General features: G+C 64.3%; 11 protein-coding genes. 2 read left to right on the top strand and 9 right to left on the bottom strand.

The annotated features are described in order from the left end of the window. The first annotated feature begins 310 nt into the window (after positions 1 to 310). Positions 311 to 1,279, top strand: a complete 969-nt coding sequence (locus ACLQ3I_RS09545) for a 1,4-dihydroxy-2-naphthoyl-CoA synthase (RefSeq protein ID WP_425792660.1) — start codon at positions 311 to 313, stop codon at positions 1,277 to 1,279. A 209-nt stretch (positions 1,280 to 1,488) separates the two neighbouring features. After that, complete coding sequence (locus ACLQ3I_RS09540) at positions 1,489 to 3,324, top strand: glycosyltransferase (RefSeq protein ID WP_425801493.1); 1,836 nt, start codon at positions 1,489 to 1,491, stop codon at positions 3,322 to 3,324. A gap of 8 nt (positions 3,325 to 3,332) precedes the next feature. Here ACLQ3I_RS09540 and ACLQ3I_RS09535 read toward each other — a convergent pair whose 3' ends face one another. The 9 genes from ACLQ3I_RS09535 to ACLQ3I_RS09495 all read right to left on the bottom strand — a co-directional run bounded on the left by ACLQ3I_RS09535 (position 3,333) and on the right by ACLQ3I_RS09495 (position 13,186). Continuing rightward, complete coding sequence (locus ACLQ3I_RS09535; protein ID WP_425801491.1) at positions 3,333 to 4,742, bottom strand: O-antigen ligase family protein; 1,410 nt, start codon at positions 4,740 to 4,742, stop codon at positions 3,333 to 3,335. Continuing rightward, entirely contained in the window at positions 4,739 to 5,476 is a 738-nt protein-coding gene (locus ACLQ3I_RS09530) for a hypothetical protein (RefSeq protein ID WP_425801489.1), read from the bottom strand. The genes ACLQ3I_RS09535 and ACLQ3I_RS09530 overlap by 4 nt, the downstream gene beginning before the upstream one ends. A 120-nt stretch (positions 5,477 to 5,596) precedes the next feature. Then, entirely contained in the window at positions 5,597 to 6,553 is a 957-nt protein-coding gene (locus tag ACLQ3I_RS09525; protein WP_425801948.1) for a GDP-L-fucose synthase family protein, read from the bottom strand. 14 nt (positions 6,554 to 6,567) lie between these two features. After that, a complete protein-coding gene (gene gmd / locus ACLQ3I_RS09520; RefSeq protein ID WP_425801945.1) occupies positions 6,568 to 7,590 on the bottom strand; it encodes a GDP-mannose 4,6-dehydratase in 1,023 nt (340 codons plus the stop codon). 85 nt (positions 7,591 to 7,675) lie between these two features. Beyond that, the gene (locus ACLQ3I_RS09515) at positions 7,676 to 9,040 is read right to left on the bottom strand and encodes a hypothetical protein (RefSeq protein WP_425801486.1); all 1,365 of its coding nucleotides are present in this window, start codon (positions 9,038 to 9,040) and stop codon (positions 7,676 to 7,678) included. Continuing rightward, a complete protein-coding gene (locus tag ACLQ3I_RS09510) occupies positions 9,033 to 10,274 on the bottom strand; it encodes a hypothetical protein (protein WP_425801483.1) in 1,242 nt (413 codons plus the stop codon). The genes ACLQ3I_RS09515 and ACLQ3I_RS09510 overlap by 8 nt, the downstream gene beginning before the upstream one ends. Continuing rightward, the gene (locus ACLQ3I_RS09505; RefSeq protein ID WP_425801481.1) at positions 10,271 to 11,425 is read right to left on the bottom strand and encodes a glycosyltransferase; all 1,155 of its coding nucleotides are present in this window, start codon (positions 11,423 to 11,425) and stop codon (positions 10,271 to 10,273) included. Before ACLQ3I_RS09505 ends, ACLQ3I_RS09510 begins: the two co-directional genes overlap by 4 nt. Continuing rightward, positions 11,422 to 11,964, bottom strand: a complete 543-nt coding sequence (locus tag ACLQ3I_RS09500; RefSeq protein ID WP_425801478.1) for a putative colanic acid biosynthesis acetyltransferase — start codon at positions 11,962 to 11,964, stop codon at positions 11,422 to 11,424. Before ACLQ3I_RS09500 ends, ACLQ3I_RS09505 begins: the two co-directional genes overlap by 4 nt. After that, the gene (locus tag ACLQ3I_RS09495) at positions 11,951 to 13,186 is read right to left on the bottom strand and encodes a glycosyltransferase (protein ID WP_425792652.1); all 1,236 of its coding nucleotides are present in this window, start codon (positions 13,184 to 13,186) and stop codon (positions 11,951 to 11,953) included. Before ACLQ3I_RS09495 ends, ACLQ3I_RS09500 begins: the two co-directional genes overlap by 14 nt. Positions 13,187 to 13,427: the final 241 nt, after the last annotated feature.

Here is a 13,427-nt window from a genome sequence, read left to right as displayed (position 1 = left end):
AACAGCCGACAACGGCCGACTAGTCAGGACGGTTGAATTCCGACGGCGATCGACCGGCAGACATGGACCGACCGCGGGAGGACTCGTAATGATCTCTCAAATGGACCGCGCGACCGACGACCAGCGCCACGACGAGAGCGATTGTCACCCACACCGTGAGCGCCAACACGATCCCGATCGAAACGGACATATAGTTACTGTTGCAAAGAACGAAATCTCATGCAATGAGTTTAAAGATAAATAACCGGCAACGTTGGGTCACAAATGGCGCGCCCGCTTGCCACCGATCGACCGGCGATACCCTGACCGGATGGACGCCGATCACCGGACAGAAGACCAGCAGCCCTTCGACACCTCGGCCTGGGCACCCATCCGCGCCATCGGCGACTTGACCGACATCACCTACCATCGCCACACCGGCGCCGGCCGCGAGTACGGCATCGTCCGCATCGCCTTCGACCGGCCAGAGGTTCGCAACGCGTTTCGACCGCACACGGTCGACGAGCTGTACCGCGCTCTCGACCACGCTCGCCGCTCCCCCGATGTCGGCACGGTGTTGCTCACCGGCAACGGTCCGAGCCCCAAGGACGGCGGCTGGGCGTTCTGCAGCGGTGGAGATCAGCGGATCCGCGGCCGCTCGGGCTACCAGTACGCCACCACCCACGATTCCGACGTGACCGGCGCCGGCGCCGACACCGTCGACGACGCGCGCGTGAAGGCCGAAGGTGGCCGCCTGCACATCCTCGAGGTTCAGCGACTGATCCGCACCATGCCCAAGGTCGTGATCGCGGTGGTCAACGGATGGGCCGCCGGTGGCGGTCATTCGCTGCACTCGGTGTGCGATCTGACCCTCGCCTCCCGTGAGCATGCGCGGTTCAAACAGACCGACGCCGACGTCGGCTCCTTCGACGCCGGCTACGGCAGCGCCTACCTCGCCAAGCAGGTCGGCCAGAAGTTCGCCCGCGAGATCTTCTTCCTCGGCGAGGCCTACGACGCGGACACGATGTACCAGATGGGCGCGGTCAATCGCGTTGTCGCACATGCCGACCTCGAGAAGACCGCCATCGAATGGGGCCGCAAGATCAACGGCAAGTCACCTACGGCCCAGCGCATGCTGAAGTTCGCGTTCAACCTCACCGACGACGGCCTCATGGGGCAACAGGTCTTCGCCGGCGAGGCGACACGGTTGGCATACATGACCGACGAGGCCGTCGAGGGGCGAGACGCGTTCCTGGAGAAGCGGTCTCCGGACTGGGACGCGTTTCCGTATTACTACTGAACGCGAGCGGCCGGTCAATGAACGATTCGGCGCCTTGCCGACGATCGGTCATCTACCGTGATCACCAGGACCTACTGAGGCCTGCCGAGGGCTACGCGCACACCTGATCGATACTCTCCCGAGCACATCCCACCCTCGCACCAGATGTCGTAAGGTGAGCGGTGACTCGGGGCACCTGACGGCACGTCCTGTTCGGGAGGAACACCGCGATGAGCGACTCCAATCAGCCTAGGCAGGCGGATTCCGGAACCGCCGAACGGCACTTCGTCGAAGCCGGTTCACCCGCCGACGTCTGTGTCGTGATCGTGACCTACCAAAGCAACGACGACATCGACGCCATCATCGACGACCTACGTCTGGAGGCCAGGGATCTACGTCTCCGGATCGTGGTCGCCGACAACAACTCGCCCGATGGAACTCTCGAGAGGGTGCGCACCCATCCGGATGTGATCGCGGTCGACACCGGCGGCAACCTCGGTTATGCGGGCGGGATCAACGTGGCGACCGAGTTTGCCGAACCCTGTGAGACATTGTTGATCCTCAATCCAGACCTGCGACTCGAGCCCGGCGCCGTCGGTGAGATGCTCGCAACCCTTCGAGCAGACCAGCGCATCGGGGCGGTGCTCCCGAAGATCTTCCGGCCAGACCACACGGTATATCCGTCGATACGCTTCGAACCCTCACTGAGTGGTTTGCTCGGAGACGCCGTGTTCGGCAGCGCAATCTGGCTCGGACGACCAACGGCATTGTCCGAATTCGACTATCGCGCACACAGTTACGATGACGCCCACGACGTCGACTGGGCGACCGGTGCCGCGGTGCTGATCCGCTCTTCGGTGGCCCGCGAGGTCGGTCCGTGGAATGAGTCCTTCTTCTTGTATTCCGAGGAGATCGATTACTTCCGAAGAATCAGAGACAGCGGTCACCTGATTCGGTATCAACCGCGCTCCGCAGTCGTGCACACATTGGGCGGCTCCGGCACCTCGCCCGTGCTGGCAGACCTGTTGGCAGTCAATCGTGTGCGGTACCTCGAACTGCACCATGGTCGCCTGTACAGTGCCGCCGGCCGAGCGTCGGTGGCGTTGTCCGAGGCACTCCGGTCCTACGATCGGGACCACAGACGCCGACTCGGCATCGTCCTCCGACGACAACGCTGGGCGCAACTGCCAACCGCCGACATTCCGAAATCCGCCGAATCCATCGCAGTCGACCGAGACCGAGGGACGGTGATCGTTCCGGCCTACAACGAATCAGCGGTGATCGAACGGACGCTGATGCCGCTCAGCCGTGCGGCCGTCGATGGAGTCATCGAGCTGATCGTCGTCTGCAACGGGTGCACTGACGACACCGCCGCGCGCGCCCGAAAGATTCCCGGTGCCCAAGTGATCGAATTGACCACCGGATCCAAGACCCTTGCATTGAATGCCGGCGACGAACTCGCTACGTCCTGGCCGCGTGTATATCTCGACGCCGACATCGAGATCACCCAGCGCGCCGTGCTCGACATCCTCGATCGATTGCGACGCGGCGATATTTTGGCCGCGCGACCGGAATTTCGTTATGGCACCGACGATGCCGGACCAATCGTCCGCAGCTATTACCGCGCACGCTCACGCATGCCAGTCCATCGCGACGCATTGTGGTGGGCAGGTGTGTACGCCCTGACTGAAGAAGGCCACGCTCGCTTCGGACGGTTTCCGGACGTCACCGGCGACGACAAATTCGTGGACACCCAGTTCGCGCCCGACGAGAAGACTGTCGTGTCGACCGATCCGTCGATATGGACGACGCCGACGAACACTCGTGGACTGATCAAGGTGCTCGGACGCCACCAACGAGGCAACGCCGAACTCGCCGAGCACAACCCGGAATCCGCGCGCCCGACAGGCCGCACGACCGCACTTGCGGTGCTGGCGTCCGTTCGTGGTCCACGCACGGCCGTCGACGCACTCGCCTACCTCGTGGTGGCGACATTGTCCCGGTACAAGGCCGGGCGCGGCGAGACCACCTGGGAACGCGACGACACCAGCCGACGACGGCGCTGATCCGGATATCAGCGCACGCCTTGTGCCGCGGCCTGTTTCCCGATGCGGGGAAGTGACTCCGGTTTGTCCGTGCTCCGTTCGTTCTCGTCACTGAGCACAGCCACCAGGCTCCAGAACAATCCGTAGAGCAGGAAGATCAACAGAACCGCCTGCTGAAATGAGAACAGGTCGAATACCGTCGTGGACACCACGATCGCGCCGAATGATGCGGCCAGCGCGAAGACGAGGTCTCTGTCTCCGGGCGTCCGCGTCTCACGCAACGCGCCGGTTATCCCCACCACGCCGCCGACGATCAGGAGGATCAGCGCTACGGCTCCGACGACGCCGCCCATCACGAGAACCTGTAGCCATTGGTTATCGAGGTATCGGGTGTGTTCCGGCACGGTGCTGCCCAAGCCGTGCCCGAGCCAAGGTTTCAAGCGGAACATGTCGCCGACGTACTTGTAGTCGTCCAGGCGTGTGGTGATGCTCGGATCCTTTGCCGCACCGGTAAAGAGATTCTTGACCGCGGCAAACAGATCCGGGGCGGCCACGTAGTACACCGCCGTGATCACCCCGACAGCGGCGACGGAGGCGAATATGACCTTCAGCGGCTGCGCAATCATATAGATCAGCGCGACCACACCCAGCGTCACGATGGCCGACCGCGACACACTGGCCGGCACGGCGACGAGAAGCAGCACGCTGACACAACCCGTGAACAACCGAATTCGTGATGTCGCCCCGAAACGGGTGTAATGCAAAGCTATCGGAAGGAGCGCGGAGACGAGTACCGAGAACTCGATGGGGTGCGCAGCCGTACCCGTCACGCGCGTGAAGCCTTCGCGGATGGCCAGTCCGACCTGGCGGGTCTCGACAAACCCAGGCGGCACCAAGAAGTCTCGATAGTCGACGTTCATCAAGCCTTGTAGCAGCCCGATGCAGACCGATATCGCGGCGCCGGCGAGGATTGACAACAGGACGAGGTCGATCGCTCGTCGAGTCCGCACAGTGGTGATGATGAACAGGCTCAGGCCGACAAATGCAACCGACCCGAGCAGTGATCGGATCTCGGCCGCGACGATGTCAGCGGGAACGGTCGCCGACTTGTCTCCCTGTGTGAACAGCACGCACTGGATCATCAGGTAGACCGCGAGAATCATGACACCGACAAGAATCAGAGGCTGGGCACGAGTCCTCCGCGACAGCAGCTGATTCGATGCGCGTCTCGCCGGCGAGCACAGTGAGAGCGCGACGCAGGCGAACATCAGCAGGCCGAGCAATCGAGCGGGCGAGCCGTTGCCGCGCAACGGTCCGGGCAGCACTGCTTCCGACGGCAATGCGAAGAGGACGAAGCCGAATGCCATGAGCGCGAACGGTAATCGCATGTCACGCGGTTGCTGGTCGCGAACGGGCACGAGCTCGGGGCCGACACTCATCGATGCGAGGACACAGTATGTTCTGGGGTGGAGGGCTGCTCGTCCGGCGCCTCCCCGGACGAGGGCTCGTCGCGGTCGGCCCGACGACTACGCCTTCTCCCGATGAACTCGATGATCGCGTTCACGATGACAGCGGCCAGAGCGGCAATCAGAATGCCGGCGACAACGGTGGCGATCAGTTCGCGGGTCCGTGCCGGGATCGCGCCCACCGGCTGCGACGGCTGCGCGACGACAAATGTCTTCGCCATCTGATCTGGCGGGACACCGGCCGCTTCCTGCAGTGACCTCAACGCCTCATTGGATGCCGCGACCGTCAAGGCGACACTTCGCGCAACCGCATCAGCGTCCTCGCCGGCGGCGCTGATCTCGATGATCGGTAGCTGGCTGCCACTGTCGGAGCTCTTCACAGTGATCGTGACCGGGGCGGTTCCCCCGCCCGCCCGCACCTTGTCGCCCACCTGCGGTTGCAGCAATGCTGTGTCGAGCAGGTTTGCCAGCATACTGGGACCACCGGATTCTTCGAGGCCGTTGCGCGACTGAACGGTGGAGCCGTCCGGACGAGAACCTGCCACCACTTCGACACTCGGCGTCGTGATTCCGATGGTGGCACTCGAGTAGTACTCGATTTTCACACCCGAATAGTTGTTGTAGGCGATCACGAACGTGATGAGGACGATGGGGAGGGTCACCCACCATCTTCGGAGAGCGATCCGGGTGACGTCGAAGAGGTCCATTCGGCCGCAGCCTCCTAATCACAGACCGGCGAACATACCAGGATGCGCCGAGGCACCGCCGACTGTTCCGGTCCCGGCGGTGTGTTCTTCCATATCGACATCGCACTTGATTGTGTTACGTCATCTGCGCACATGATCGCCTCGTCGATACCAGTCCACGGTTTCCCCGATCCCCTTCTCGAGATCGATCTGTTGCGACCAGCCGAGCCCATGCAGCGTGGTGATGTCGAGTACCTTACGCGGCATGCCATCTGGGCGGGACATATCCCATTCGGTCGTGCCGCTGAAACCGGTCAGCTTCGAGACGATCTGCGCGATGTCGGCGATCGACATGTCCTCGCCCGTACCGACATTGACGGGTGCCGTCTCGTCATAGTGCTCGAGCAGGTGGATGCATGCACCTGCCGCGTCGTCGACATGCATCAACTCACGTCGCGGCGTCCCGCTCCCCCAGTTGACCACCGCATCCCGGCGGTTCGCCACGGCATGCGAGTAGCGCACGATCAATGCGGGGACCAGATGGGAGGAATACGGTGAGAAGTTGTCACCGGGTCCGTACAGATTGGTCGGCATCGCCGAAATCCATGGAAGCCCGTACTGACGCCGGACAGCCTGCACCTGGATGAGTCCGGCTATCTTCGCGATTGCATAGGCCTCGTTCGTAGGTTCCAACGGCCCTGTGAGCAGGGCGGACTCCTCGATCGGCTGCAGCGAGTCCCGCGGGTACACACACGAGGAGCCGAGGAAGAGTACCCGCGGCACGTCCACCTCGAGCGCCGCGTCGAGCACGTTCACCTGGATCTGCAGGTTCTCCGACACGAAAGCGACCGGCTCGACGCTGTTCGCCCCGATTCCTCCGACCTTCGCTGCTGCCAGGACGACGACCTCCGGCCGCTCGCGGCGCATGAAGGAGAAGACCTGGTCCCGGTCGCGTAGGTCGAGGTCATCGCGTGTACACACCATCGGATCGATGCCTCGCGCGGTGAGGGCACGCACTATCGCAGAACCCACCAGCCCTCGATGACCAGCGACGAAGACACGACCTGCCGTCCCGAGTGGATGGACGGCAGGACTCACCTGACCACTGACGCTCACACCCACCCCCGGACGTCGGGCCTGTCGATGTACGGCTCGCCCGCACTGTCGAGCGACTTGATATCGGCGTCGACCATGATGGCAGCGAGCCGGGGAGCCGTGATGGTCGGCCGCCAGTCCAACACCCTGTTCGCGCTGCTCGCATCGCCGACGAGATCATCGACCTCGGTCGGGCGGACATACCTCTCATCAAACGCGATGTGATCACGCCAGTTCAGCCCGACTTGCGAGAATGCGGCCTCGGCGAAATCTCCCACGGTATGGCCGGCCCCGGTCGCGAGCACGAAATCCTCCGGCACCGGGGCCTGGAGCATGCGCCACATCCCCTCGACGTATTCTGGCGCGTATCCCCAGTCCCGCACCGCATCGAGGTTTCCCAGATACACGCAATCCTGTTCTCCGCGATGGATTCTCGCGACGGCACGGGTGATCTTTCGCGTGACGAACGTTTGCCCGCGTCGTGGCGACTCGTGATTGAACAAGATGCCGTTGACGGCAAACAGTCCGTAGGCCTCCCGATAATTGCGTGTGATCCAGTGCGCGTAGAGTTTCGCGATCCCGTATGGCGACCGGGGATGAAAGGGCGATTGTTCGTTCTGCGGTGGGGACGTCGATCCATAGATCTCCGAGCTCGACGCCTGATAGAACCGGCATTGCAGTCCGGTCTGCCTGATCGCCTCGAGGAGCCTGGTGGTGCCGATCGCGGTGACGTCACCAGTGTGCTCCGGCTCGTCGAAGCTCACGCGCACATGTGACTGGGCCGCGAGGTTGTAGACCTCATCCGGCCGGATGTCTGCCAGTAGCCGCATGAGCCGAATCCCGTCGGTCAGGTCGCCGTAGTGCAGCAGCAGCCGTGCGTCCGGGTCATGTGGGTCGCGATATATGTGGTCGATCCGCCACGTGTTGAACGATGATGCTCGCCGAACGAGGCCATGCACCACATAGCCCTTGGACAGCAGAAGCTCCGCGAGGTAGGAGCCGTCCTGCCCGGTGATTCCGGTGATGAACGCAGTTGGCAATGTGGGCCATCCCTTCCACCTGTTGGCCATGCGGGACCACCTGATTCTGCGAGAATACGGCCACCCTCATCGCGGAACCGGTCGATCAGTACCAGGTTCGTCTGTACAGATGCATACGGAAAAGCCGCATGGTGCGCGTCCATCCCTCCGCCATCGCACCCGTCGACGATCTTGCGACCAACCAATTGAACACCGAGACGAGCGCGCAGGCCACGAGAAGAACCCAGAAAAACCGCCAGCACAGCCTCGAGGAGTACTGCACGGACAGGAACGCCAGCATGAGCGCGGCGACGGTTCCGGCGTGGCGATACGGCGCAAAGGGTCCGGCATCGAGCAGTCGATACAGCATGCACGGGACCGCCGCGAACACACCGAAGACGCCGAGTTGCCCCAGGATGCCGGCGGCGCCGTACCAGGTACCTGCGAACGAGAGGGGCACCCAGTCCCACGGGAAGTAGCGCTCCAACTCCGCCGAGTTGCCCGACCCGAGAAGCGGATTCGCGTTCTGGATCTGAATGTTCATGGGTACCCCGGCGATGACCGAATGGTCCACGATCGGGTAGGACGCGGCGACCGATGCGACCACCTGGCGGACCGATCTCGCAATCGCCGATGGATCATCGGTCATCGCGGTTACCTTCCCGCCGAAGATGACCCGTGGCAGGAACAGGAGACCGTGGGTGCCATAACGCGCCTCGATAACCCAGCCGAACGTGAGTATGGCGACTCCGATCAGCACCCCGCCCGCGAGGAACATCGGCCGCCGGTACATCGGATCGTGTCGGCCTCGCGCAATGATCATCAGTCCGGCCATCACCGGGATCGTCACGGCGCCACGGGTCCCGATCGCCAGGAGCGACATGAACCAGACCACGGTCAACACGAAGAGCACATTGCGTGGACGTCGGTCGTGACACAGGAACAGCGTCGCGGTGGTTGCCATGGCAGCGAGGGTGCCTCCCGGGGTCGTGGCCCGAAGAAGGATCTGGATGCCATCGGTGTCCAGATAAACCTCGCGGATCAGCAGACTGGGCCCCTGACCCAGACACCAGCAGACGAACACCAGGGCCGACAGACCGGCCACCCACCAGGCCATCTCGGAACTCACCGACCGTGCCGGCTGATCGGAGGAGCGGTGCTGGCCACCGGCGCCGTCGACGCGGAAGCCGCGTGGCATCAGACACGCGATCGCCGACGCTGCCATCGATGCGACAAGCAGTGCGCGCACCCCCACCGAATCGGCGAATGAGACCACCAGGGCGTCCGAGGGCAACCCGGCGCCGAGCGAGGACTTCGACCATGACCACGCCGGGTACCCGAAGACGCTCAGCGCCACAAAGATCAACGACATCCACAGAGCGGGCCACCCTGCCGTGGCCCTCCCGCGGACACGCCAGAACGCGAGGACGAGCAGCCCGAGGGCGGGCACGAGGAGCAGCGCGTTACTCATGGTCGGCCGCGACAGACACGAACTCGCGATCCACCCGCGAAAGTCTGACACACACTGCAGCAGCCAGCGTGCCCACGATCCCGGACAACGCGAGCGCCGTAGCGATGGCCGGGCCGGTACCCCACGACAATCCCGCGTACACACAGGCGATCAGCTGGAACCCGCCGTAGCCGAGTCGAACGGCCAGCAGTCGGGCCGATTGACCATGCGCTTGCAGGACGCTCGAGAAGTAACCGAACCAGGCGAGCGCCGCGTACTCGACTCCCAGGTACGGCATCACATCGACGGCGCGATCCCAGGTATCGCCGAGAACCACGGCCCCCACACTCTGCGGAAGCAACGGCACCCCTACTCCGATCGCGAGTGCCACCACCGACACCGCCGTCACCGCAGCGCCGACCGCCGGCGCCACCCCGCGGACCGTGCCGCGTGAGAGTCTCGGGATGACGGTCAGCGGAAGGCTGCTGATGAGCACGGCCACCGGACCGAACAACGTGCCGGCGCCCCGCACCGCAGCGGCGACCACCGCCCCGGAGGTGACCAGCGCTATGCAGGTGACCAACGCGGCACCCAGAGAATCGAGGGCGTATACCGCCGCGAGGCGCAGCCGCTCTGCGGTGCCGGTCGCCGGGTCGGGGTACTGCAGCGTGCGAACATCCACACGCAGTAAGAGGCTCAACAACACGCCCGCGATCCAGGCCAGTGCGACCCAGATGCCCAGTACCGCCGCGACCGGGACCGAGTGGTTGAATGCGTTCAGGACGAACACACCGGCCATGCCAGACGTCCACAAGCCGTCGGACACGAGGGCTCGGCGTACTTGACCGAGAGCAATCGCGCAGTAGCGCAACATGTCCTGAACGAGCAACGCGGGCAACGCCAGTGAAGCCAGGGCGATCATCGGATGTCCGAGACCGATTCCCACCCCGAGCACGACCGCTGCGCAGAGCGCTGCGTTCAGAAGGCACAACGTCACCGATCGTGCGGCCGCCTGGCGTATCTCCCGAGAGTTCCGGGCCGAGGCGACGAGCAGGGGGACGCCGACGGCGCCACGACCGGCACCGAGGCTCGTCGTCACCACCGCGAAGACCAGTGCCACGACGCCGAACACCGCCGGCGCCGCGACCTGCGCGACACACACCAATGCGAGCGCATTGCCCACACTGGACAGGATCTGGTCGGCGACCGTGGCGGCCGCATTCCGCGAGCCGAGGCGCGTACGTGTAGACGTCATCGAAATCTGCTTCGTCCTCGCCTCCCTCTCGGCCGGGGGGTGGCGTAGATCTGCTCGAGCGTGTCGATGACACCGCCCATCCCGTACTTCTCGCGGGCGCCGGTCAGCGCGCTGCTCGACATCTGATCCAACCGCGTGTCGTCGCAGATGATGTGACCGATCGCCGAACTCAGCTCCTCGACAGACTCGCCGACCACGACACCTGCGCCGATGTGCTCCACTCCGCGCGCCAGGCCGCAGCTGTCGGTCACAACCACCGGCGTGCCCACCGACATCGCCTCCAGGACGGTCATCGGGAAAGGTTCGTCCACCGACGGGAGGACGTACAGGTCGGCCGCTGCGAGGTAGGCGAGCACGTCGTCAGGCGAAACCGGCGGCTCGAGCACTATTCGGTCCTCGTGCCCGGACTGTGCGATCGCCTCCACAACGTGACGGCGTTCCCCTTCGTCCGGGCCGGCGATCGCGAACTCGGCGTCGACTCCTTGCCGCAGTAGCGCGACGGCGGCTGCCACGAATGCGGTGGGTCGCTTGCGCGGATGCAACCGGGCCAGGAACACGACCCTGGGTCTCACGGCGAGCTGCGGTTGCTTCATCGCGGCCTCGTCAACCGGTACCCCATTGGGCAGCAGACGAACAACGGCTTTCGGTGAGATCTTCGCGATGTCGGCACCTTCGCCTGAGGTGAGACAGAGGACCGCGTCCGCGCCGGCGAGAACACGCCGGGTTGCCAGCACATCGAGCAGCCGAGCGCTGATCCGGCCGGATTCGTCGATCATGCCGTGCGGTTGCAGATACAGGTCTCGGCCGAGCAATCTGGCAACCATTGCGGCCGGCAAGGTGACCAGATCGCGGGCGACGTGCACATGCACGACGTCGTAGCGACGCATGGACCGAGCCAGCCAGATCAGCAGACGCGGCGAGAACAACCCGGCGAAACCCCAGCGGGCGCCGAGTGATCCGACGCGCCAGAGGCGTGCCGGGACATCACCGATCGATTCCGGGGGGCGGGGGTGCCCTCGATATCCGCCGGCGATCGTGACGTCATACCCGCGGCTTCGTAGGCCTTCCGACAGATTCTGCGCCACCGTGATCGGCCCACCGTAGGCACGGTCGGGGCTGACCAGAGTCACCACCTGCAACACGGCGGTCATGGCCCACATCCGTACACGACCTGCCCTGATGCGACATCGGACCGAACCAGCGAATGAGCGCCCACGACGGCACGATCGCCGATCGTGCAGCCTCTGAGTACGGTGCTCCGACAAGCGATCCATACGCCGTCACCGATCGCGATCGGGCCGTTGTCGAATCGGAAGTCACGGGCGAGTCGATCGTGACTTCCGGTGCACAACAACACTTCTTGCGAGACGCATGTGTTCGACCCGATCGTGACGTCTTCGAGATTCAGGATCCACGCGCCCTCACCGATCCACGATCCGTCTCCGACGGTGAGCTTCCACGGCCAATGAATTCGCACCCGGTGCCGGATCACACATCCTTGGCCGATCCGGGCGCCGAACGAGCGCAGCACCGCAATGCGCAGCCGTCCCGGGCACCACCACGACCGGACGACCACACCCGAGACGAGTAGCCACGCAAGCTGCCACCCGACCCCACGGCCTCGCTCGTAACCCTGCGCGGTGAACGCCGACAACTCGAATCGGCTTCGCGGCTGGTCATCTGTGAACATTCACCCCTCGCTCCCGAGCCGAAGCGAGAACCTCATCCCATTGGGTCAGGCATGCGTGTGCCGAGAGAACGCGTCGCGAGTAGGCAAGCCCGTTCTTCCCTCGGCAGTGCGCCTCCCGAGGATCTTCGATCAGACGACGCACCGCCATCACGAACTCGGCGGGATCGGTGTTTGAGACGACAATCCCGGCGCACGAGTCGTTGACTTCCTCCGCAGTGGCGCTGGTCGGATCGACGGCGGCAACGATGGGTCTACCTGCCGCGAAGTACGCCGAAAGCTTGCTCGGCATGGCCATCTCGCGAATCCCGGGTGCCTCGTTGACCACGAGCACACGAGCGCCCTCGAGTAACTGGTGGAACTGCCGGTCCGGCAACAGATCGAGGAAGAGAATGTTCGGGACGCCCTGCGCATACTCTTGGACTGCGCGACGTCTGCTCCCGTCGCCGAGAATCACGAACGTGAGACAGTCGCCGGCGTCGGCCGCGTATCGCGCACAGTCCACGAGGTGCTCGAGGCCCTGCTTGTGACCGATGTTGCCCACGTGCAGAACATAGGCACGGCCGCACAGGTCCGAGAGCGCCGACGGCATCTGCCCGGGCTCGTCCCGGCCGGGGGCCGGTGGTCTGGTCCAGTTCCGAACGGACCTGACGTTCGCGCGCGACACACCGTTCTCGTGCACAACGGACTCGGCAAGGCGTGGATGTGGCACGACGACACGGTCTGCGGCACGCAGCACCGCCGATTCGAGCCTGCGCACCAGGGTTGCCGGCAAGCCGTGCGCAATCCGGGTCTCCGCGGCTCCGTTGCCGTACAGATCCTGCGACCAGACCACCACCGGCTTACGATGCACCCGGGCCGCCACGACGGAGACCGCGCTCGACAACAGCGACGGTGATACTGCGACCACCAGGTCCGCACGCCGCCACGCGGAGAATGCCACCCGAAAGGCGAACGTGGCCTCCATCGCCAGACGCCCCATCAGCGCCGGATGTCGTGGAACGTAGTGACTCTTCCGGCGCACGAGTCCCGAACCACGCCTCTCGATCATCGTTCGGTGTCGGCGGTAGGCGGGATCGCGAACCCACGCAGGGTAGTGGGGCACGCCCACCACCGCCACCACCTCGTGACCGGCCGTCGACAGGTGATCGAACAAGCCGGCCGTATACGGCGCGACGCCAATGGGTTCCGGGTCGAAGTTCAACCCGATCAGCAAGATTCTCAATTCGAGTCCGGATACCTTCCGCCCGGCGCGCATACAATTCCCAGACGGCGTCTCGCGCTGTCCAGCTCAGAGTTCTGCCACCCTACACCCGCCAGACCACCATCAGAGGCCCGGCGAGAATCTTCATCAATCGAACTGCGCCGAGAACAGCCGCACCGACTAGGATGAGCGCCGTGCTCAATTTGCACGACGCTTCGGCTCATTCATCGGCAAATTACAGGGATCGCCGGAGATTATTTCT

This window comes from Gordonia sp. DT101, assembly GCF_049844895.1.
Classification (GTDB): Bacteria; Actinomycetota; Actinomycetes; order Mycobacteriales; family Mycobacteriaceae; genus Gordonia.
The sequence above is the reverse complement of the archived record's forward strand: the minus strand, read 5'-3'. Positions and strand labels throughout refer to the sequence as shown.

Excerpts from the sequence above, each read along its gene's own strand:
- ACLQ3I_RS09545 (WP_425792660.1), top strand. The coding sequence starts at position 311 with ATGGACGCCGATCACCGGACAGAAGACCAGCAGCCCTTCGACACCTCG.
- ACLQ3I_RS09540 (WP_425801493.1), top strand. The coding sequence starts at position 1,489 with ATGAGCGACTCCAATCAGCCTAGGCAGGCGGATTCCGGAACCGCCGAA.
- ACLQ3I_RS09535 (WP_425801491.1), bottom strand. The coding sequence starts at position 4,742 with ATGAGTGTCGGCCCCGAGCTCGTGCCCGTTCGCGACCAGCAACCGCGT.
- ACLQ3I_RS09530 (WP_425801489.1), bottom strand. The coding sequence starts at position 5,476 with ATGGACCTCTTCGACGTCACCCGGATCGCTCTCCGAAGATGGTGGGTG.
- ACLQ3I_RS09515 (WP_425801486.1), bottom strand. The coding sequence starts at position 9,040 with ATGAGTAACGCGCTGCTCCTCGTGCCCGCCCTCGGGCTGCTCGTCCTC.
- ACLQ3I_RS09510 (WP_425801483.1), bottom strand. The coding sequence starts at position 10,274 with ATGACGTCTACACGTACGCGCCTCGGCTCGCGGAATGCGGCCGCCACG.
- ACLQ3I_RS09505 (WP_425801481.1), bottom strand. The coding sequence starts at position 11,425 with ATGACCGCCGTGTTGCAGGTGGTGACTCTGGTCAGCCCCGACCGTGCC.
- ACLQ3I_RS09500 (WP_425801478.1), bottom strand. The coding sequence starts at position 11,964 with ATGTTCACAGATGACCAGCCGCGAAGCCGATTCGAGTTGTCGGCGTTC.